Here is a 22,644-nt window from a genome sequence, read left to right as displayed (position 1 = left end):
CTAAGTATCAGAGAGTTATTAGATTAGGAGCAATAAAATGAAGCTTAACGCTCAACGGAACGTCGGCGTTAAGTCATTTGAGAATTATTCTTCCGTACACACCTGATTGCGTCCGTTGGCTTTGGCGCGGTAGAGCGCTTTATCGGCGCGATAGAAGGTGCGTTGGGTATTTTCACCGTCGCGATGCATGGTGATGCCGATTGAAACGGTCAAACCGCGTTCACCTAAAATCTCCGTCCAGCCAAACTGGAAAATGCGTTCGCGGTAATTTTCTGCGTGCAGCTCGGCTTTAGCGAGGTCGGTATTTTCTAAGATCACTAAGAACTCTTCTCCGCCAAAACGCACGCACGAGGCACCGCGAAACTTAAAGTAAGCGGCAAGCTCATGTGAAACGCTGACGATCGCCTTATCGCCGACTAAATGGCTCAGCTCATCGTTGATCGATTTGAAGTGGTCGATATCGATCACCATCAGCGCAAACGGTGTTTCATGCAGCAGCAGATCTTTGAGTTTCACGTCCAGCCAACGTCGGTTGTGCAGCGCGGTGAGCGGATCGGTGAACACATCCTGTTGCAACTGCGCCATGGTATTTTTGTGTTGCTGTGTGGTCTCTTTGAGTTCCTTGTTCTCAATCTCAGAGAGGATCAATTTCAGTTGCAGATCAAAACGGGAGATGCGGCGCAGCTGGCTTGCTCCCAGCTCACTGATCGGGATGTGCTTCATCAGATCCGACTCAATGCGAAAGCCTTTCTTCTCACACGCCAACGCGTCTTTAAATCGACCTTGCGCGGCTAATACCTTACTCATTGCGTCGTAAAACTGCTTTGCGACGATAGGAGAGGCTTTCAGCTCAATGTTCTTCGCTGCACTGACGAGCAGCATATTGGCGAGCTCTTGTCTGCCAATCGCACATAGCGAGTAAGCGAGTTCGATACGATTCATGATCGACAACCAGTTTGAGTGCAGGCTGCTCGAAGAGTACTGCGCTTTTGACAGAGCCAGCAAGGCTTGCATGTGTTGGTTTTGCAATCGGTGCAACTTGGCTTGGTAAAGCAGAACTTGCCCTGAGAGAATTTTATCGCTGACCAGAATACTCAGCTCTTCACACTCTTTTAAAAGATCCTTGGCCACATTGACACGGCCCAAATGGATGTAGCAGGAGAGCAGATAGAGTTTATAACGTAGCCGCAGTGAACGGCTGCTGATGGAGTGGTCAATACCATCAATTTTTTGATAGTAACGCAGCGCGCGGTTGTGATCGCCAAATGCATCGCAAAGGTTACCCATGCCGACAATCGAGGTCACATATTCATCGATAAATCCGTGTTCAACGGCAATATTCGAGGAGGAGACGTACTCATTGAGCGCGGCGGTATAGTCGCCAATGTCGACCAATCGCTCACTCAGGCTAGCCTTAACCGTAAGAATGTCTTCTGCGTCTTCAGGTAATTCAAGCAATTGCAGCGCTTGACGCAACTCATCAATGCTTAGTTGTAACTGCTTTAACTCGTAGCGATACTCCGCGCTGATGATGTAGCAGTGCGCGCGCTCTTTGCGGGTGGAAGCAACATGCTGGCGAACATGATTCCAAAGAATAATGGCCTCTTCTCCGGCCACGGAGGCAGGATCAAAACCCGCGTCGGTGACTTTATTCAGCAGCTTTTCCATGCTTCTTTACCTTTGTCTTTTTTCTTTGGCTCTCTTCCAACTGCTCAAGCGTAAACGGAAAAGTGAGAATATCGTGCAGCGTGATTTCGGGTAGGGCGCCGTTTAGTCCTTTGCGTTTCCAAGGATAGATGCTCAGCATACTGGAGAATATGGTGAACAACTCTTCAGCCGCCTGTTCTTTTTCGCTGATCAGCATCGCCACACGATCAGCGCTCAAACGGGAAATCAGATCTTTGGTGGTGGAGAGGCTGTGCGCCAGTTCAGTACAAACGTCTAAATACGCAGAGTCGCTGTGGCGGATCATGATCACCGCGTGGTTGCCTTTTTTCAGTTCGGTCTTAAACAGAACCAGTTGTTCCCACCAATAAGTCTCGGACACCACATTGGAAAATTGTTTTTCCGGATCATATTCGTGCTGCGCACGTATGCGGTTAATCAGTTTGCGCGCGCGTTGCTCCAGTTGTCTTTTTGAGCCACGAGCTTTGTCCATGCTGACGCGGCTGGTTTGTTCTCGGAGCATCTGCAGTGAGTGGCGGCGATACTTCTGAAAAGCTTGATACGCCAACTCATAATTGCCTTGCTCTTCGGCGACTTTAGACTGTTGAAAACAAATTTGGCTGAGCAGTTCGCCATTGTCAAAACGAACGGCGGATGCTTCTGCCTGTGCGAGCAGTTTCGCCGCATTGAGGGTATTTTTACGCAGCAGTTCCAAGCGCGCTCGGCTGATGTACGAATGAGCTTTCATCCACGTCAGGTTGTGCTCAACAGCGAGTTCATGGGCTTTTTGCGTCGCTTCATCGGCAGCATCAAGCCGCTCTAGCCCAAGTAAGGCTAACCCGCGAAAATCCCAGATTTCAGCTTGCCAAGTTTTGTCGTGGTAGTCCTTCAGCACTTCGGCCGCACCATCCAGCACGGTTAACATTTCCACATAGTTGTTGAGCAAGTAGTAATCCCAAGCCAGCAAAATACGTGCTTTGCCTTCTAACCAGTCAATGCGGGCGTTATTGGCGACTTTAACCGCGAGTGCATGGGTGGCGGCGGCCAGTTTGTAGTCTGTCGTGATGCGCCAAACATTGCCAAGGCCAATCAAAGCCTCAATTTGGATCTCCACCTCATCAACTAGTGCGGATTGCTCGAGGGTGTTTATCCAATACTGCTGGGCGGAGTAATACTTGGCTTGTCCCCAGTATTGCAGGGCGTGAAGGTGGAGAATTTCCGGAAGATGATCGTCGTTATCTAAGCGGTTTTGTTTACTGTAAGCGTCTTTAACAAACTTTAGCCCACGGCGATAGTCCATCAAGTTCCAACAGCACTGCGAGAGGATCAGCAGTGCGCGAATTTCACCTTCAGGGTAGAGAATCTGTTCCGCACGGACGTAGCACTGTTCAGCGACTTTGAGTACCGCTTCTGGCTCTTGATTGATGCGAGCCTTGAGCTGTCTGAGTTCTGTATCTAACTGAAATTGGCTTTTATCCAAAGTTTACATCCGTGACAGTAAAGAGGGCGTCTAACACTTTCATTATATTGACGTGTCAAAAATTAGCACTATATCTGGGCTTAATTGTTCCGCTCGCTGTCGCTGGGTTATGAATATTGGGCGTTATTTCACATTCTTAACTCAGGTTAAACCTTCTACAGTGCTGCATTAGGACAAAAGCTGCTTGAGTGTCAGTGGCTTTTCGGTCACACCGAGCCGCTGTGCCGCGGTTTGCCCTTGTTTGTCTTGATAGCATAAATTGTGCCACGCTCTGAATATGTCTAGCAGTGACAAAATGCCTCCGGGGCGGAGTTTACGTCTTGGCTCGTTGATAAAGCTTTCAAACAGAACTTGGAAGCGACGCTGGAAGAAGGCGATGTTGCGCGTAGTGGCGGTATTAAACCATTGTTCGGGATGGTTATTATTGCCAGCAAGATAATAGATGCCTTTTTGTACCTCACCTTGATTGGCAATCGCCCAGCGATCTCGCCACCAGCTCATATAGACAATGTCGACTCGTTCAAAAGGCTGATCCATTTTCCAGTCCGCATCTTCTTCAACATACATCAGGTCAACATTCTGACTCTTGATCCGCGAGAGGCAAACACTCAGTGCCGCAGAGCGCAGTAATGGATCTTGTGGCATGTAAATAGAGACACGACAAGCGTCGTTGCACATATCCAATACATGAAGATAGTGAGCGTAAGAGGTGTAGGGCGGACGAACCACCGCGCCTTTTGACGGATAGTTAAACACCGTCATGTTGCCCATCGGGTCTTCTACGTTTCCGCGTGCCAAGATGGTTTGATATTTCTGATCAATTCGCTCGCGCAAATAGTCTGACGGTGCTCCCGCTGCTTCTTTGGCTTCAGCAACGTATTCGGTAGAGACAAAACGCGAAAGCGGTTCGTAAGGGTTATGATCCACCGAGCCTAAAGGCTCTTCATTGGCTGAGTAGTTGACGTGCTGGCAAAGAATGTAGCCGGACTGGGCTTCACCCGACGCGATCCAGTACACGCCGTTATCGCTGTTAGGCTGTAACGGAACATAGTGGGAAGCAAGTTGATAACTTTGTGCATGATTGACCCAGCGTGCATCAATGGTGGCCAATTTGCGTCGGCAACGGCTGGCAATGTGATCGACGTGATCGTAAAACGTTTTTGGATTGATGTGCAGCTTGCGACAGATTTCTCGCACTGAGTAGCCAGTAAACAGCAGACCCATCAAGTTTTCTTGGAATTGCAGCTTTTTATTTGCCCCAGACCATTTATCGACAAAGGTTGATTGACAACTTTTGCAGCGATATCTTTGTCGATCGCCACTGTAGCCAAATGCATGGTAGAGGTGTTTGTGAGTATGAACCGATAGGCCAAAGTTGGCGCAATCGTCATTGCGACAAGCAGGTAAGCCGTCGCTGTGAAGCTGACGCAAGCGATGCAGCTCGTTCAGCACTTCACGGTTGTTAAGTAAGGGGGGGAAAGCTCCACATTCACGGCAGACCATCGCTGGACGCTTAGGGTTTGCATGTTGCAAAACATATCGTTTTGCATCGCTCAGACCAAAGTTGTCACACGCCAATGTTTTACAAAAGTTGAGTTGTAACCCATCTGCGTCTTTTGGCAGTTCGCCGTTAGACACGATCACCCCCTCGGGATTATTCGCATGGCCGAGCGAACCCGGCCAAAAGTTTAGATATTGATTGCTGTTTCTAGCGCAACTTTCATCATGTCATTGAATGACTTCTGACGATCTTCAGAGCTCAGTTTTTCACCGCGGATAATGTGATCAGAAACGGTCAGAATAGTCAGCGCTTTTGCTTTAAGATCAGCGGCTACGCCGTAGATGCCCGCCGCTTCCATATCCACACCTAGAATGCCCAGTTTCTCCATCTTCTCGAAGATATCAGCTTCCGGGGTGTAGAAAAGATCTGCAGAGAACACGTTACCCACTTTTACAGGGACGTTTTGCGCACGTGCTTGCTTCACCGCTTCTTCAAGTAGGCCGTAGTCTGCTAGAGCGGCGAAGTCGTGATCGTTAAAGCGGATGCGGTTCACTTTAGAGTCAGTGGATGCGCCCATACCGATAACCACGTCCATTAGGTTTACATCGTCACGTACCGCACCACAGCTACCGACACGGATAACGTTCTTAACGCCGTACTCTGCAATCAGCTCATGCACATAGATACACGCGGATGGGATGCCCATGCCGTGGCCCATCACAGAGACTTTCTTCCCTTTGTAAGTGCCAGTAAAACCAAACATGTTGCGCACATCGCAAACCTGTTTAACGTCTTCAAGGAAGGTTTCTGCGATGTATTTCGCGCGCAGCGGGTCACCTGGCATCAGGACGGTTTCTGCAAAATCACCAGGTTGTGCGTTGATGTGTGGGGTTGCCATAGCGTTCTCCAATATTTCTATTGAGGTAATTGTCATCAAAATGAATTCTAATTACCAATTCTGTTGAAACTGTTTCTGTTCGTTGAGGCAATACTAGCTAGATAAATGGATATTCCATGAGACAGGGCTCACAGATTGCTTTGATTTATATCTCCGTGCCTCTATTGATAACTAAATGTGTTGAAAGCAAAAAGGCAATCGATTTGTCTTAGGTAAACCAGTAGTGAACTTGGCTTGCTGTTAATGATATTGATGTAATTGGCTGTGTAAGCTCACAAGGTATTAACCTTGTTAATCATAAAGTAACCTATTCTGTTTGCGAAAAGCTGGATGTATACAAAAACAAATCTTGTATAACTCATGATTTTTTTGCTATATCTATACAGGAGATTTTTTTGTATAAGGTGTGGTGTGATGGAAAAGACAGGTATCAAAGTTGGCGTCAGCGCCTGTGTGCTTGGCGATAAAGTCAGATTTGACGCTGGACACAAACTGAGCCGATTTGTTGTTCAGGATCTTGGTGCTTATATGGATTTCGTTTCTGTTTGTCCGGAAGTGGGGATGGGCATGCCTGTGCCACGCCCGACAATTCGTTTGGTCTCGGACGCCGAGCGCATTGCTTTAGTGGAAACCAAAAATCCTGACAAGGATTACTCGCATGCGATGTTGGCCTACGCCGAACAGAAAGTATCGCAATTGATGGATCAAGAGTTGAGTGGTTATATTGTCTGCGCCAAATCGCCAACCTGTGGCATGGAAAAGGTCAAGGTGTACAAACTGCATGGCGCGGAGAAAGAGGGAGTCGGCTTATATACGCAGACTTTGATGCGCAAAATGCCGTGGTTGCCCGTAGAGGAAGATGGCCGACTGCATGACCCGGTATTGCGTGAAAACTTCATCACCCGCGTCTATTGCTTGCATGATTTCAATCAGAATGTGGCACGTGTGCGCACGCGCAAGAGCATTGTCGATTTCCACTCACGCTATAAACTGACCTTGATGGCCCATCATCCGCAATCTTATCGTGAGCTTGGTCGTTTGGTTGCCGCGATTGCAGAGTACGACTTGGAAGCCTTTATTCCCTTATATCGCGAGGGTTTGATGCGTGCATTAACCCACCGTGCCAGTCGCAAAAACAATACCAATGTGTTGATGCACTTGCAGGGCTATTTTAAGAAAGTGCTCAATAAAGAGCAGAAAGCGGAATTGGCGCAAACGATAGACGAGTATCGTCAAGGCATGCTGCCTTTGCTGGCGCCACTGACGCTGATAAAACATTATCTCAACACTTATCCCGATGATTATCTGCACAGTCAGAAGTTTTTAGCTCCTCATCCTCAGGAATTGAAATTACGTTATGGTTTATAAGCAAACAGAAGAGAAACTCTACGCTATCCGCGAAGTGGCAGAAATGACGGGCGTGAAGCCCGTGACACTCAGAGCTTGGCAGCGTCGCTACAATCTCGTTCAGCCGCAAAGAACGGAAAAAGGTCATCGGCTGTACAACGAAGAAAACTTGGCGATGATCCGCGAGATCCAAGGCTGGCTGGCTAAAGGGGTCGCGATTGGTAAAGTGCAGGCTTTGTTGGGCCAAGCGGCGGATATTAGCCGCCTAGAGAGCTAAGCGCTTGAAGAAGTCGAAGCCATGCTCTCTGCGTTAGCCGATCTCAGTGCAGGCAAAGTGGAAAGCCTGTTGAACACCGTGCTGCGCGAGTACCCCTTTAACGTGGTGAGTGAGCAGTTTTTATCGCCGATATTGCAGTCCGTAGAGTTGGTGAAAAGCGCAAGCCGTTCACTGCAAAAAGGCTTGTTGCGTTCGATCCTTGTGCGCCGTTTAGCCGCAATTTTAGATGCCGAAAACAAAGCGGCGAGCAAAGGCAAGTGTTTGATCGTCAGTTATGAAAGCAGCGATTCATTGGCGAGTTGGATAGAAGCGGCGCGTTTGAGTGATAAAGGCTGGCATATCACTTTGATTGATCACGTTGATGATGTCAGTGGTTTGCTGCAAGCCGATGTGTTAACTAAATATCAGCGGGTGCATCTGTTTTCCAATCGTGCGCTGCAGGAAAAGCAGCAAACTATCGTACGCCAACTACAGCAGCAACATAGCGCTGTCACGTTGTCAGAAGTGCTGAGTAAACTCCATTTTGAGCAGGTAAGCCCATGAAACTGGTTTGGTTTAGACGCGATCTACGCGTGATCGATAACCCCGCTTTGCAATATGCTACAGAAAACTCGCAGCAGGTGGTCGCCTGTTTTGTCGCCACGCCCGCTCAGTGGCAATCTCAGCACATGGCGCCTATTCAAGCTGACTGGATTTGGCGTCGCTTACCTGAGTTGCAGCGCGACCTCGCGGCGCTCAATATTCCTATGCTTTACGCCGAAGTGGACACTTACCAACAGAGCGCAGAACAGGTCGCAAGCTGGGCTAGGCAGCTCGGTGCAGACAGCGTGGCGATCAATGCCGAATACGAAGTGAATGAGCAGGCGCGTGACCATTGGCTGGAAGCTGAGTTAAGGCAAAGCGGCATGCATCTACAAAGTTTTCACGACAAATGTCTAATGCCACCTGGTTCAGTGCGCAACAAGCAGGGCGAGTACTTCAAAGTCTTTACCCCGTTTAAACGTGCTTGGTTAAGCCAGTTTACGCTGCCCGTGATTACCACCTCTTCTGCGGTTGCACCTTGTCACTTGCCGCAAAGCTTGGCTGAGCAAATTTTAACGCCTGACGCGCCATTTTCTTTCCCAAGAAAAGCCAGCGATGCTTGGCCAGCAGACAGCACTTCGATTTTGCAGCGCCTTAGGGACTTTTGCGCAACGTCGGTGGATACCTACGACAAGCAGCGCGATTTTCCCGCAGTGGCTGGCACCAGTCAGCTATCGCCCTATTTAGCGTTAGGCGCGTTGTCGGTACGTCAATGCATCGTGCGTTTGCATTGGCAGCAGGCGTTTTTATCTCCGGGGCGGGAAACATGGCTGAGTGAGCTGATCTGGCGCGAGTTTTATCAACATCTGATTTGGTTTGAACCTAAGTTGGTAAAAGGGGCGGGCTTTGTCGAATGGGAAAGCAAACTCTGTTGGCCGGGTAAGTCTGCATGGCTTACAACGTGGCAGCAAGGGCAAACCGGGTATCCGATAGTCGATGCGGCGATGCGCCAACTGAACGAAACCGGGTGGATGCACAATCGTCTGCGCATGATCGTGGCGAGTTTCCTCACTAAAGATTTGCACCTCAACTGGCGCGATGGCGAGCAGTATTTTATGCAGAATCTGATTGACGGTGATTTTGCGGCCAATAATGGCGGCTGGCAGTGGTCGGCATCCACCGGGTGCGACGGTCAGCCCTATTTTCGCATTTTCAACCCGACCAGTCAGGGGGAAAAATTTGACCCGGATGGCCGCTTCATTCGCCGCTGGGTACCTGAACTGACAAGCGTACCCGATAAATACATTCATCAGCCGTGGAACTGGCCTGGGAAAAGCATGCTCAGTTACCCAGCGCCGATGGTTGATCACAAACGGGAAAGAGAGATAACCTTAGCGGAGTACAAAAGAGCAAAGGACAGCGACTAGATGAAAGGCAAGACGGCGCGATTATCGGCTTATTTTATCTCACTTTTTGCCAGCAGCAGTTTATGGGCGGCGACATTTGATTTGCCGCGGGAAGGGAGCCGCTTGATTGGCCGGATTCAGCACCATGTGGTTGAAGGTGGTGAAACCATGGCCAATATTGCCAAGCACTACGATGTCGGCTTTCTTGCTTTGATGGCGGCCAATAAAGGGGTTGATCCTTTTTTGCCGCAAGAGGGTTACGTGCTCTCCGTGCCAACGCAGATGATCCTGCCGCCTGTAGAATACAAAGGCATAGTGATCAATCTGGCTGAGCTGCGTCTTTACTATTTTGAACCTGAGATCAACAAGGTACATGTGTTCCCAGTCGGGATTGGTCGTGTTGGCCGAGACACGCCAGAAATGGTGACCAAAATCAGTGAAAAGCGGCCTAACCCAACGTGGACGCCGCCCGCTTCTATTCGCAAAGAGTATCTTGAGAAAGGCATTGAACTTCCTCCCATCGTCCCCTCAGGCCCGGAAAATCCGCTCGGAGAATTTGCGCTGCGTCTTGCCTATGGCAGTGGTGATTATTTGATCCACGGTACCAATAAAGATTTTGGTATCGGTTTGCGTGTGAGCGCTGGTTGCATTCGAATGGAGCCAAAGGACATCGAATGGCTGTTTTCTCAAGTGCAAAAAGGGGATAAGGTGACGGTTATCAACCAGCCGGTTAAAGTCAGCTTGGAGCCGGGGCGCATTGTCTATCTTGAAGCGCATGAACCTTTGACACGCAGTAACGGCGTACAAGATGAGCTGACTGTGCCTATCGAGTTGGATTGGTGGATGGGAGAGCTCAATTTGGATGACACCAAAGCCAGAGCGGTACTGACATCACAAAACGGGGTGCCCGTTGAAGTGGCAGCGCCAGACTTTGGTTAAGTCCGGCGCTGAGTGAAGCTTATTTGGTATAAGATTGCGCGATATTATCAATACGCTCGTTAGCACGCACTGCTTCTTCTTGTGCTGCCATCGCGGCCATTGACGCTTCTTTTGCCGCCATTGAGGCGTTTTGGGCCTGCATTTCTGCATCGGCTTGATTGCTCTTCAATGCCGCGACTTCTTTGCTCAGCATCTCAACCTGATTCTTCAGTTCGTCGACTTGCGACATGGCTGCTTTGGTCTGTGCATCCGGACCAGATGCACAACCTGCCAGTAAAAGGACAGACGTTGCGGCAGCTGCAATTAGGATTTTGTTCATAAAAACTCCTTGTTCTACTTTTTAGTTAGTCACTGCTTAGATAAATCACAAAGCTTAGATCAATCAAAAAGACTCCATGATTGTAAACAGTATAAGTGACAAGTGTGAGTTAAACTGTGGCAGAGGCGCAAATACCTGAATTTTTGACCAAACACTCACTTTTTGCCCGTTGTACCTCGCGGCTAGCGGATGTTGAGTCTGAAACTATGCCGCAGAGGTGGATTAATTTTCTGTGATCTCTATCCTTTATCAAGTGGTTTGCGGTATCATTGCGCGTTTTTTAAAAGCCATTTCCAGCGTAAAATTTGCCTGTCTGGACTGGTGCGAATAAGTGGAGAACCCTTTGCAATTTAAAGATTTAGGCCTAGATAATCGTTTGTTGAAAACCTTAAAGCATTTTGATTTCAAGCAAGCGACCAAAATTCAGCAGCAAGCCATTCCCGTGGCGATCGCAGGAAAAGACTTGCTGGCATCGTCGAAAACCGGTTCAGGTAAAACCCTTGCGTTCGTGTTGCCGATTTTGCACAAATCTTTAAAGAACAAAGCATTATCTGCAAAAGATCCTCGAGCGCTCATTCTTGCGCCAACCCGTGAGTTAGCCAAACAGGTGTATGGCGAGTTGCGCTCTATGCTGGCGGGCTTGTCTTACGATGCGACCTTGATTGTTGGTGGGGAAAACTTCAATGATCAGGTGAAAGCGCTCAGCCGCTACCCGAAATTTATTGTTGCCACGCCCGGACGTTTAGCGGACCACCTTGAACACCGCTCACTTTATTTAGACGGCCTAGAAACTCTAGTGCTGGATGAAGCTGATCGCATGTTAGATCTCGGTTTTGCTCCAGAGCTGCGTCGTATCCACAACGCGGCCAAGCATCGTCGTCGTCAGACGCTCATGTTCTCTGCGACGTTAGATCATGCGGAAGTGAATGACATCGCATCGGAAATGCTTGATTCACCGAAGCGCATTTCCATCGGTGTTTCGAATGAAGAGCACAAAGATATCACACAGCGTTTCTATTTGTGTGACCATCTGGATCACAAAGAAGCGTTACTTGATCGCGTGTTGAGCGAAGCCGAATACCGTCAGGTAATCATTTTCACCGCCACGCGTGCTGACACTGATCGCCTGACGGAAAAACTCAATCAGCAAAACCTCAAAGCGGTAGCACTGAGCGGTGGGTTAACTCAAACCCAGCGCAACACCATCATGAGCCAGTTTGAGCGCGCGGTGTTTAAGATCTTAGTGACTACCGACATTGCTTCGCGTGGTTTGGATATTGCCAACGTGACTCATGTGATTAACTTTGATATGCCAAAACACACCGAAGAGTACGTGCATCGCATTGGCCGTACTGGACGTGCTGGCAACAAAGGTGACGCGATTTCTCTCGTTGGACCAAAAGATTGGGACAGCTTTAAGCGTGTTGAAGCGTTTTTGCAGCAGGACATTACCTTTAGCCACTTCGACGATCTGAAAGGCAAGTTTACTGGTCTGAAACCACGCAAACCGGATTACCGTAAAAAAGCAGTGGCGCAAAAGAAAGCCAAACCGCAAGCGAAATCGACAGCGAAGAAGCCTGTCAAACGCGATAAGAGTTTCTATCAGAACGTGGCCGTGGGCGACAGCATCTTTATTCCGAAGAAAAAGTCACCATCCGCCGCTGACGAGTAAGCGTCAACCTTCTTGTTTGAAAAACCGCCGACTGGCGGTTTTTTTCTGTCCCTAAATCTTTGCGATATGATCGATTGGCCGCTTTTACCGTCGATCGTATGTAAACGAGATGTATTCCTACTACGGTCATGTGACATTAATCTCAAAAATAATGCCAATGATAATTGATATCATTTCTATTTATAGGCAGAATAGGCACGTTTATTAATTCTATAAATCTAAGTGCCTTTTCTCATGAAATTTGCTCATGTTTTACTCATGCTGGCTGTGGCTCCGGCAGGGATTACTTTTGCCCAAGATTCTTACCAATGGCTGCGCGATGAGAGTCGCCAGTCTCCGCAAGTGCTGGAGTATTTGCAGCAACACAATCGCTTGACTGACGAGGCACTGTCACCTTTACGTGATTTGCAGCATTCGTTGCTGAGCCAATGGCAAGCGATGACGCTGAGTAAGGCTGATGAGCCTTGGCAAAGCCGTTTCGCAATGGAATGGAAGCTCTCATCACAACGGGGCGAGCTTAGTTTGTTGCGCCGAGCAAACGCAAAAGCGCAAGCTCAGCTGGTCTACTCGTTTGCGCCAAGACAAGCGCAAGCCGAATACTATCAAATCGGCGCTTGGGCGGTCAGCCGCGATCAAAGTAAGTTGCTGTTTAGCGAAGATATCGACGGCTCAGAGCGCTATCAACTGGTGGAAGTCGACCTCAAACAAGGGGGAGAGAAAATTTTAGCCACCGGGCTCGATCAGTCAATGCTTTACTCGGCCGATGGGCAATCTGTTTACTTGATTCGTAAAGATCCCACCACGCAAAGGCCAAGTGAAATCCGCCGCCTAACCGTCGCCGATTTGAGCGAACAACGGATTTGGCAAGAGGAGAGAGCGGACTGGTTACTCTCTTTTTATCAAGCCAGCGATCCGCGTTATGCCTTGCTGCAAAGTAACAATGAAAATAGCAGTGAACAAAAACTGCTCGATCTACAAAGCGGTGAAGTGCGGCCAATTCGCCCAGCGCAAGCTGGCCTTGAGTATTACGCCGATGTCGCCAAAGACACGCTGTTCATCAAGAGTAATTTGCACGGCCAACCGCGCTTGTATACCGCGCCGCTGAAACAGCCAAGCGAGTGGACGCGCTTTACTCAGGCGCTGGATGGGTTGCAGCAGTTCCATCTGTTTGCCGACGCGCTAGTGGCCGTGACTCAGCAAAAGGCCGATTCACAAGTCTTGGTATTTGACTATGCTGGCGAGCTAAAAAAGCGTTTGCCACTTAATCAGCAAGGACAAGTGGCGTGGGTATCGCGCAATGGCGATTTTGCCAGCAATCAACTTCGTCTGCGCAGCATGTCCATGACCACTCCGCCAATGTGGCAAGAGCTGAATGTAAAGACGCTTGATCTGGTGACGTTGTCACGAGATGTCTATCAAAACTACCATGCTGAGCACTACGTTTCTGAGCAGGTGATCCTTGATCAAAATGGCGTTGAGGTGCCGATCACGCTTGCCTATCGCAAAGATAAACTTAACGCGCACTCGCCAGTGATTTTGTACGGCTACGGGGCTTACGGTTTTACCATGAAACCTTACTTTATGCCGCAAATCATCAGCTTGCTGGATCAAGGGGCGATTTACGCCATTGCCCATGTGCGCGGTGGCGGGTACTACGGCGACGCTTGGCACCAAGCGGGGCGAGGTGAGCAGAAACGCCACTCGATGGATGATTTCGTCGCCGCCGCCAAAAGCCTGCAACACTACCAACAGGGTGAGCGCTTGGTTTACGCCATGGGCTCTAGCGCGGGTGGCACTTTAGTGGCCGGAGCGCTCAATCAAGCGCCGCAAGCTTTTGCCGGAGCGGTGCTCAAAGTGCCGTTTGTCGATGTGGTGAACAGCATGACCGACACCAGCCTACCGTTGACTGAGCAGCAATATGGCGAGTGGGGTAATCCGCAGGTGGAAAGCGCGCTAAAAGCGATGCAAGCCTATGACCCATATGGAAATATCAAAGCCGTTCCTTATCCGCCCTTATTGGTGCAGATCGGCCTTAATGATCAGCGTGTGCCTTATTGGGAAGGAGCCAAATATCTCAGCAAGTTGGCCGAACTGAGCACCGGTCAAGGTCCTTATTTACTGCAAACCGATTTCGAATCGGGCCATTCCAGCGATCGTCGAAAAGCGCTGGAGCAACAAGCGTTGGAATACGCGTTTCTGATTTCACTATTTAAAACATCGAGCCAAGCGGAGCAAAAATGAAGTTGAATCCTGTTTGTGCGGCGGTACTGTCGGTACTGGCTGCAAATGTCGTCCACGCGCAAGAAAACCTAGCGGTGATGGAAGAAGTGGTCGTTACGGCGAATAGGATTGAGCAGCCGATCTCGAAGGTGGCGGGCAGTGTCGCGGTAGTGACGGGGGATGCGCTGGAAGAGAAAGGGGTGACTGAGCTGTACGATGCGCTGCAAGGCGAGCCCGGCGTGAGCGTGACGGGCGGTGCGGGCCGACCACAAAACATCACCATTCGTGGTATGACGGGCAATCGTATCAGCATCATTCGCGATGGCATTCGCTCTGCTGACGGCTTTGGCGCGAATGACATCAATGATCAAGTGGGGCGCGATACCTTTGATCTTGCCAATGTCAGTACCATTGAGCTTATCAAGGGCGCGAGCTCATCGGTGCATGGTTCGGGGGCGATTGGCGGCGCGGTGATCTTAAAATCCAAGCAGCCGAGTGATTTTCTGCAAGGCAAGGATTTCTACGCCGATGTGTCTGGTACATACACCGACATCAGCCAAAAGTACAAAGGCGCGAGCAATCTTGCTTTTCGTTCTGGCGATACTGACAGCCTGATCAGCGTGGCTTACTGGCAAGGGCAAGAGACGCGCAATTTTGATCAAGATACCTATAACCGTGAGCTTGATGGTTATAGCGTAGCGTACAGCCTCAACCATTTTTACAGCGACGAGCTGATGTTAAAAGCGCGCGCCGAGCTGTACACACAAAACCAAACTCGTTTGGAAGGCTCCGCCTCGATTCAAAAAGATGGAGAGTGGAAAATCGATGACTTCGCGCAAGATCAAAGCAGCGAAGAATACAGCGCTTACCTTGGCGCTGAACTTACCCCGCTGGATCCCACTTGGTTCCGTCAGTTAGATACGAAACTTTATTGGCGTCATACTGAGTCAGACGAGCAAACCAACCGTTTGATGCATCAAGTGGATCACAATAATTTGCTGGTCAAACGCCGCGAACAGGAACACAAAACCTTCACCGATGAAACCATCGGCATGCGCGCTGATTTCACGCAGTCGCTTTTCGCCGCAGGCACAGATCATCAGTTAGCATTTGGCATCGAACTGGCGAGTGACTACTACCAACGCACCGATCGCGATAAGGTGCTGGATTGGAACGGCGTCAAAATCTCAGCCAAGCAGCCGTTTGCCCCGGCTCGCGCTTACAACCTTGGGCTGTATGTGCGAGACATGATCGAGTTGCAACAATGGACCCTTACCGGCGGCTTGCGCTTTGACGCTCATCGCTTGACGCCAGATGCCGATGGCGAAGTCGGCGGTTTCCCGCTGAAAGATATCGACAGTTCAGAGCTGTCGCCGAGTTTGTCGTTGTCGCGTGAGCTATTTGCCAACAACCGGGTTTATGTCTCTTACAACCACGGTTACCGAGCCGCGGAATATGACAAAGCCTATGGCTATGTGTCACACGAGTTTGTTCCTCTGACCCCTTTTGTGATTGCGCCGAATCTGGATCTTAAAGCGGAAACCTCGGAATCTTTTGAGATTGGCAGCAAATTTAATAACGGCCGCGCGCGTTTGTCGCTGGCTGCGTTTTACAACAAGTTTGACAATTTCATCGATATCGTCACCATCAGCTTTGATGCCAACAGCGGCAATTACATCAAGCAATATCAAAACCTTGAGGGCGTAGAAACTTACGGCGCTGAAGTCTCTGCGGGTTATGCCTTGAGCCAAAAGTGGGACGTCGGCGCCAAGCTGGGTTACGTCGATGGTAAAGAGGCAGACGGCGATTACATTCGCAGTATCACGCCACTGGAAGGCAGTGTGTCGCTCGGCTATCACGTGCAAGATTTTAGCGCCTACGGCTTATGGAGCTGGGCAACGGCGATGGATCGCGTACCAACCTGCCAAACCGATCTCGGTTTAGCCGCTCAGTGTGCTACCACCAGCGCGTGGAATCGCGTGGATATCGGAGCGACCTACCAGCTGTCTAAAGATCTTCGTCTCAGTGCGACGATCGCCAATCTGTTTGACAAAAAGTACATCCGTTATCAAGACGTTGCCGGCATTCTTGACCAAGACAAGCACTACTCGAGTGAGCCGGGACGCTATTTCACTCTCAATGCCAAATATCAGTTCTAGGATTTCACCATGAAGTTAACCCCTTTAGCGCTGTCACTTTTGGTTGCGGCAGCGCCAGCGATTCAGGCCGGACAGTGGGATTACCCTGCCGAAGGCACGACGGTCACCGATGCCGCGCAAGCTAAAAGCTACCTTGATGCCCATTATGCGCAGGACGGTGAGTTTATCTTGCGCTACCAAACGGCGTCGAAGTTGGGCCGCCATTACAACTTTGATGTTTGGGTCAATGGTGTTTATCAGCCGCAGCGCACCTTGGTCGTGACGACTAACCCAGAGCAGCAAGTGGTGCGTGTATTTAAAAGTGTGCAAGACACGCAGTTGCGTAACGGCCAAGCGCTGGTGGCGGCAGAAATCGAGTCACCGCGCACGCTGGAAGCAAAGGAGCCGCCAGCACTGAGCTCAGGCAATTTGCTGGACGTCACTGTCTCGCTGTTTGACCCAGATCTGCGCACCATGCAGCAACAAGCAGCACCAGAGACGGTCTGGTCCTCATTGGATGAATACCCGCAAGCGGTCGAGTATGTTGAGAAATCCATTCAAGTGTTGCAAGCCGATGGCAAGCTCTACCTTGCCAATCCGCGTGTTAAGCAAGTGGACGCGCAGGCGCTGCTCGCGGTCACTGAGCAGGGTGGCGAGCCTGTGCGTGACAGTGGTGATTTCTTAGCGCCTGAGGGCGTTGAAGCGTTTCCTTCTATTGATGCGTTGCAAAGTGTGCGTTTGGGTGACGACGCTTTTCCGCAGCTCATGGCGTTTTATCATCTCGATAGCTCGCTGCGCTATTTAGCCAGCCTGAATTACACCTTGTTTAGCGAGCCACTGCGTTTTGATGCGCGCGGTTTAGCCAAGGACAACTCCAGTTACTACTACGGCCCGCGTGCGGTGATGTTCGGTATCGGTGGCGCTTCACTTGATGCCATCGATGCCGACGTGATCCGTCATGAGCTCGGTCACGGCATCCATTATCAGATAGTACCGGACTGGGCTTATGGACACACAGGAGCGATTGGCGAAGGGTTGGGAGACTATTGGGCAGGCAGCGCCAGCTATCGTCAGCAATATTTGGACGCTTCTCGTCGTGGCCAAGAGTTTGAGATTGATACCGTATTTAATTGGGATGGTGTGTTTGGCGTACGCCGCTCGACCCGCAGCTTGTGGAATCAGCGTGCGCGTTATTTCGAAGAGGCCGAATACCCCGCGCACGTGAGTGTGGGAGGTGAATTAGGTGACGAGCTTTGGTCAACGCCGCTGTTTCAAGCGCTCAAAGCGGCGGTCGCCCGCTATGGCGATGGCAGCGATAGCGTGTTTCGAGAGTTTGACACCATTGTGCTTGAGGGCATGTACGGGGTTGGCCGTGGGGTAAAAATGCACGATTTAGCGGAGTCGACGGTTTTTGCTGCCAAAACGCTGTTTCCAAACAAGGAATATGCGCAGTTTCTTATTGAAAGCTTCAATCGTCATAACCTGCTCAAAGCGCCATTCAACGTGCGCTACAACTCCCGCTATATTGGACAAAGCGAACCCGTTGAGCTCAGCCTGACGGCCAATGAGCGCCAAGCGAGCATTCAAGGTCAATGGCAGCTCAACGGAGCGAAGGTGCGAGAGATCGCGACCACCTTATCGGATGCGCAAACCTTGCAGGTCGCACTGCCCGATGGGCTTGTTTGTGGCGCGCAGTTTGACTCGACTGTGGCGTTGGATTATCAGTTCGCCGACAGGCTAAAAGCGCAGTCGTGGCGCGACGTCGTATCGCTAGTGAACGGCACGCCGCTGCTGCAAACTCCAGCCAGAAACCTGAATGCGCCTTTGTTGGATGCCAAAGTCGATAGCCAAGGCCGGACAAGCCCCGGCAACAAGATCTTTGTGCAAACCCTAACGGACAAAACGCGCAAAATTGACAGCAGTTTCGCCGTTTATTTGCACATCGAGCACAGCGCACTGCAAGACCTGCAGGTGACGTTGATCTCTCCGCAAGGCAAATCGGTGCCACTGCTCAATCACCAATCTGGCGCTCAACACGGTTTTCAAGGTTACTTCACGGCTCAGTATGACGACGAGCTGCAAGCGCTACTCGGTGAACCAAGCTGGGGCACTTGGCGTCTTGAAATATCTGATCGCGTTTCGGGGAATGTTGGGGTTCTGAAAGCGTGGGGCGTAAGTCATTTTGCTCAATATCAGTGCAGTGCGGGCAGCCGCAACAATACGGAAGGTGAGAGCCAGAGCAGCCGTTCTGGCGGCAGCGGTTCTCCTTTTGCCTTGCTCGGGCTGCTACTGCTTGCCATGGTGAGAGCCTTGCGCTCTCGATAACAACAAACGCAATTTACTAGAAGAAGATCAATCTATGAAGTTTCAATATTCTGTCATTGCTATCTCTTTGGCTCTTGCTGGCTGCGGTGGTGGAGGCGGCGGTAGCGAAGTGCCAACCTACCAAGTGTCAGGAAATATCGCGATGCCCGGCTCACTGCTCGATACCTCGGTGTGTATCGATGACAACCAAAATTTTGTCTGTGATAGCACTGAGCTGAAAGTGAAAAGCGACAATAGCGGCAAATTTTCTCTTACCTCGACCAACAAAAACATCTTGATCAGTACGATCCTCGCGCAAGTGGATAACGGAGCAGGGCAGATCGTACCGCTGGCGGCTCCGGGACAACGACTCGCGCAAGGGAATCGCATCAATGGCGTGACCACCTTGCTGGCGGGGTTGGTCAATGATGGTTACACCCTAGTGCAAGCGGAGCATATCGTGCAATCGCAGTTGAACGCGGCGGGCATATGGCTAAGTGGCAGTGTGCTGACAAATGCCAGTGAAAACGCGTTGGTGACGCTGGAACAAAACACGCTGGCTTTGCTGGCTGAGATGACGGCAGATCAAATGAGAAGCGGCGTTTCTTTGTTAGCGCAGGATCTGAGTTTTGACGGCAAATCCCTTACGGCTGCGCTCCTTACTCAATCGGAGCGCGCTGCGCTCGTGGCGAACATCGTCTCCGAGGTACAGCGTCGTATCGGCCACAATGACACAGGCGCGACACTCTATTTCACCGATGGCGATCAAGAGGTGGCCGAAGCGCAAGAGTCTTACCCTGGGCAGGATGCAGAATATGGCCTTGATAACAGCGACCAACAAACGCTGACGGGCAACGGTTTCAAATTTGTTAAGTTGGATGCCAAAGGTCAAACCTTAGCCGATGACGCGACCAATTGGGCTTGTACGCTGGATGAGCGTAGCGGGCTGGTGTGGGAAAACAAAAGTGGCGATGCCAGCTCAGTGCAGTTTAAGGATCGCACCTTTGTGTTTGAGTCACAGACTTTCAAACCTTACAGCGACGATCTGCAAGTGGTTGGTTGTGTCGAGGCCAAAGATAATCTCTGCTCTACCCAACAATACGTTGCACACATGAACCAACAAAGTCTGTGTGGCATCACTCAGTGGCGTTTGCCGACCTACCTTGAGTTTTACGACATCATCGACTTTGGGGAAACAGCCAAAGATGAGAACGACCACGTCTATGGTCTCGATGTCCGCTATTTCCCCCAGCAAACACAAGGCAGCCCAGATCTTAATACTGGCGCGATTTGGCTGAACAACATTAGCTTCAACAACTATTCGCCATATCAAACTTTGGGCGCGGTTCAGTATCCTGTGGTCGCGACCAAAGGTGCGGATCGTGGATACGTGAGCTTTGTGGAAATATACTCCGACAAGGTGACTCCAGATAGCGGCACTTCCTTCCAATTCCCAATCCGTCTGGTTGCAGCAAAGGAGCAGTAAGATGAAAAAATTAATCACCGCACTGGCGCTCGCTGCGGCGTCTCAAACGGCGATGGCCGCGCAAGAGTGTTCAATTGATATCGCCAAAAGTGCCCCAAACTCGCGTTATGATTACTCCGCGCAAGGTACAGTAACCGATTTAAAAACAGGTTTGACGTGGATGCGTTGCCCGGTTGGTATGCGTTGGAATACGGCGCAGCAAGCGTGTTCGGGTACGGCTGACCAAGTGACGTGGCAAAGTGCACTTTTGACCGCCCAGCAGATCCGCGATGAGTCGGGTAACCATGCACTGCACAATTTTGCGCAGAAAAAGCAGTGGCGTTTGCCGAACATTAAAGAGTTGGTCGCTTTGACCGAGCACGCTTGCTTCGGCCCGGCGATGAATGGGACGGCGTTTGCTAGCGGCTACACGGTGGAAACAGGGGATTTAAAAGGTTACATCTGGAGCAACACACCAAGTGGTGATGGACAGGGGATCATGACCTTTGATTCCGTTAATGGTGAGGTTTACAACTACTCTCATTCTGCGCAGAATAGCACCTTCTCAATGTTATTGGTGACCGACGAACAATAATCACGCTGTAGCGAGAACCGCTGTCTACTAAAACTCAGCGGTTTACTGAAAATCAATAGCAACAAGCTCCGCACTGGCGGAGCTTGTTGTTTTTCGTCACATGAAATGGTTTATCGAGGCGCTTAAAGCGAAACCTTAAGCGTTTAAACCTTAAAGTAAGCCAATTGTTGCTTTTGGTTCTCCGCCAAGCTAGAAAGCTCGTGGCTTGCCGCCGCCGCTTGGGTAATGCCTGTGACATTTTGACTCACCAGCTCGTAGATATTGCTCAGATTGCTGTTGATGTCTGACGTCACCTGATTCTGTTCTTCAGACGCGGTCGCCACTTGGGCGTTGATCAGCGCCAGTTCTTCAATCGAATGGCTGATCTCCTGCAGTGTGGCACTGACATCGCTGGCTAAGGTTTGGTTACTGGTCAGCATTTGCAAACTGGAGTTCATGCTCTCGTTGGCCCGTCCCGATTGATTTTGCAGCTCTTCAATAATGGCTTGGATCTCTTTGGTTGAGTCTTGCGTTCTTGCTGCGAGCATACGGACCTCATCGGCAACCACCGCAAACCCTCGGCCGCTTTCACCCGCTCGTGCGGCTTCTATGGCGGCGTTGAGCGCGAGCAGGTTGGTTTGCTCCGAGATGCCTTGAATCACTTCAATCACTTTGCCAATTTGTTCCGATTGGGTTTTCAGCGAGTTAACCACTTGGGCGGCGTTGTTTAGCTGCTCGGCCATCTTGTCGTTGGCGCGGCTGTTTTGTTCGAACATACTTAGGCTACGCTTAGCCAGTTGATTGGCTTGATTGGCCGCACCATCTGCCTTGGCTGCGTTGGCGGTCACATCGGCGGCGGTCGATTCCATCTGGTTGACAGCGGAAGCCACTTGTTCGACTTCGCTCTTTTCTTGATCAGAATTGACACTCGATTGTGTCATTATGGCAGCGAGTTCGGTCGACGCTGACGCCACATCGACACTGATACGCACCAGAGAATCGACGGTTTGGCGCAACTGCTTCACTGTGCTGTTGACATCTTGCGCCAGTTGCGCGACTTCATTTTTACCTTCTACTTCGGCGTTAACCAGCAAGTTACCGCTGGCGACTTGTTGCATTGTCTGCTGCAAAGCGCGGATTGGCTTAACGATCAGGCTGGCTAACATCAGGCTAATCAGCGCGGCGACGGTTAGAATGCCAATCATGGCGAACACGGATACCGTCAGGGTTTTATCGTGCTGTTGCCCCGTTTCGCTGACTTCTTCTAATGCCATCTGATTGAGCTTTGTGGACAGTCGATCAATCGCTTTCACCATCTCTTCGCCAGCGAGGCGATAGGCGCTCATGGCGTTATCGTATTGATCCTGAAAGCCCGGTGGCGGGTAACGCTCGTGATGCTTGGTATTGAGCAGTGGCAGCATGGTGTTGCGAGAATAGCTTACGTAGTGATCCAGCGCCTGACGCATTTGCTGCGTCTCCGTTTCTAAGCCATCCATGGTGCTTATCTGATTAAGCAAGAGGCGAATATTGCTTTGTCTCTCACCGAGGACTTGGCTCAAGGTACTGACATCATCGGGATTAAACAGGCTATAAATGGCCTTAATACGCATCGCGTACATATTATCGACGATTTCGCCCAACTCATTTTTGTGCACGATGAGCTGCTCTGTGGAGACAGTGACGCGTTCAAACGCCTGCTTAAGTGTGCTTGTGCCTACGGTGAGCCCTGCGAGCAAAAGAACAATGGTAAATGCGACCGGCAGCAGAATTTGTGCCTTGATCGACAGTGCGCTAAGTAATTGACGCATTAAAACAACCCTCTGTATTTATTTTCTAAATGATAATAAATATTATTTGTAAATTATACATAAATCTATCAATTGAAAGTTCGCCTATTCAACCACTTATTTTGTCAAA

15 protein-coding genes and 1 pseudogene are annotated in these 22,644 nt (G+C 50.3%); 10 read left to right on the top strand and 6 right to left on the bottom strand.

From position 1 onward, the window contains the following. Positions 1 to 84: 84 nt before the first annotated feature. From EA26_RS12845 to deoD, 4 genes are all read right to left on the bottom strand, one after another. Positions 85 to 1,668 (bottom strand): GGDEF domain-containing protein, encoded by a 1,584-nt coding sequence (locus EA26_RS12845; RefSeq protein WP_039428061.1) that lies wholly within the window; start codon positions 1,666 to 1,668, stop codon positions 85 to 87. Beyond that, complete coding sequence (locus EA26_RS12840) at positions 1,649 to 3,145, bottom strand: tetratricopeptide repeat protein (protein ID WP_039428058.1); 1,497 nt, start codon at positions 3,143 to 3,145, stop codon at positions 1,649 to 1,651. The genes EA26_RS12845 and EA26_RS12840 overlap by 20 nt, the downstream gene beginning before the upstream one ends. 168 nt (positions 3,146 to 3,313) lie before the next feature. Next, a complete protein-coding gene (locus EA26_RS12835; protein WP_039428057.1) occupies positions 3,314 to 4,783 on the bottom strand; it encodes a lactate dehydrogenase in 1,470 nt (489 codons plus the stop codon). Between the two features lie 50 nt (positions 4,784 to 4,833). Further along, the gene (gene deoD, locus EA26_RS12830; protein WP_039428053.1) at positions 4,834 to 5,544 is read right to left on the bottom strand and encodes a purine-nucleoside phosphorylase; all 711 of its coding nucleotides are present in this window, start codon (positions 5,542 to 5,544) and stop codon (positions 4,834 to 4,836) included. A 414-nt stretch (positions 5,545 to 5,958) separates the two neighbouring features. On the opposite strand from deoD, the gene EA26_RS12825 reads away from it, so the two are divergent. The 4 genes and pseudogenes from EA26_RS12825 (at position 5,959) to EA26_RS12810 (ending at position 10,035) form a co-directional block, all read left to right on the top strand. After that, on the top strand, positions 5,959 to 6,912 hold the full coding sequence (locus EA26_RS12825; RefSeq protein WP_039428051.1) for a YbgA family protein: 954 nt from the start codon (positions 5,959 to 5,961) through the stop codon (positions 6,910 to 6,912). Continuing rightward, positions 6,902 to 7,711 (top strand): annotated as a pseudogene (locus EA26_RS12820) (MerR family transcriptional regulator). The gene EA26_RS12825 and the pseudogene EA26_RS12820 overlap by 11 nt, the downstream one beginning before the upstream one ends. Next, on the top strand, positions 7,708 to 9,117 hold the full coding sequence (gene phrB, locus EA26_RS12815) for a deoxyribodipyrimidine photo-lyase (RefSeq protein ID WP_039428048.1): 1,410 nt from the start codon (positions 7,708 to 7,710) through the stop codon (positions 9,115 to 9,117). Before EA26_RS12820 ends, phrB begins: the two are co-directional and overlap by 4 nt. Next, the gene (locus EA26_RS12810; RefSeq protein WP_039428047.1) at positions 9,118 to 10,035 is read left to right on the top strand and encodes a L,D-transpeptidase family protein; all 918 of its coding nucleotides are present in this window, start codon (positions 9,118 to 9,120) and stop codon (positions 10,033 to 10,035) included. It begins immediately after the preceding gene. Positions 10,036 to 10,054: 19 nt separating this feature from the next. Here the strand turns inward: EA26_RS12810 and EA26_RS12805 are convergent, their stop codons facing one another. Next, positions 10,055 to 10,354 (bottom strand): Lpp/OprI family alanine-zipper lipoprotein, encoded by a 300-nt coding sequence (locus EA26_RS12805; protein ID WP_039428045.1) that lies wholly within the window; start codon positions 10,352 to 10,354, stop codon positions 10,055 to 10,057. A gap of 331 nt (positions 10,355 to 10,685) precedes the next feature. On the opposite strand from EA26_RS12805, the gene EA26_RS12800 reads away from it, so the two are divergent. The 6 genes from EA26_RS12800 (at position 10,686) to EA26_RS12775 (ending at position 20,748) form a co-directional block, all read left to right on the top strand. Beyond that, positions 10,686 to 12,026, top strand: coding sequence for a DEAD/DEAH box helicase (locus EA26_RS12800; protein WP_039428041.1), 1,341 nt, complete (start codon positions 10,686 to 10,688; stop codon positions 12,024 to 12,026). Between the two features lie 234 nt (positions 12,027 to 12,260). After that, on the top strand, positions 12,261 to 14,267 hold the full coding sequence (locus EA26_RS12795) for a prolyl oligopeptidase family serine peptidase (RefSeq protein WP_039428039.1): 2,007 nt from the start codon (positions 12,261 to 12,263) through the stop codon (positions 14,265 to 14,267). Continuing rightward, entirely contained in the window at positions 14,264 to 16,405 is a 2,142-nt protein-coding gene (locus EA26_RS12790) for a TonB-dependent hemoglobin/transferrin/lactoferrin family receptor (protein ID WP_039428036.1), read from the top strand. Before EA26_RS12795 ends, EA26_RS12790 begins: the two co-directional genes overlap by 4 nt. Before the next feature lie 9 nt (positions 16,406 to 16,414). Then, positions 16,415 to 18,709, top strand: a complete 2,295-nt coding sequence (locus EA26_RS12785; protein WP_039428034.1) for a proprotein convertase P-domain-containing protein — start codon at positions 16,415 to 16,417, stop codon at positions 18,707 to 18,709. Positions 18,710 to 18,743: 34 nt separating this feature from the next. Further along, complete coding sequence (locus EA26_RS12780; protein ID WP_039428033.1) at positions 18,744 to 20,174, top strand: Lcl domain-containing protein; 1,431 nt, start codon at positions 18,744 to 18,746, stop codon at positions 20,172 to 20,174. A gap of 1 nt (position 20,175) precedes the next feature. Beyond that, positions 20,176 to 20,748, top strand: coding sequence for an Lcl C-terminal domain-containing protein (locus tag EA26_RS12775; protein WP_039428030.1), 573 nt, complete (start codon positions 20,176 to 20,178; stop codon positions 20,746 to 20,748). A 143-nt stretch (positions 20,749 to 20,891) separates the two neighbouring features. On the opposite strand, the gene EA26_RS12770 is transcribed toward EA26_RS12775, so the two are convergent. Then, positions 20,892 to 22,535, bottom strand: a complete 1,644-nt coding sequence (locus EA26_RS12770; protein ID WP_039428028.1) for a methyl-accepting chemotaxis protein — start codon at positions 22,533 to 22,535, stop codon at positions 20,892 to 20,894. Between the last annotated feature and the right edge of the window lie 109 nt (positions 22,536 to 22,644).

Origin of the sequence: Vibrio navarrensis (assembly GCF_000764325.1) — a bacterium.
Taxonomy (GTDB): domain Bacteria; phylum Pseudomonadota; class Gammaproteobacteria; order Enterobacterales; family Vibrionaceae; genus Vibrio; species Vibrio navarrensis.
This window is presented reverse-complemented; position numbering and strand designations above follow the sequence as displayed.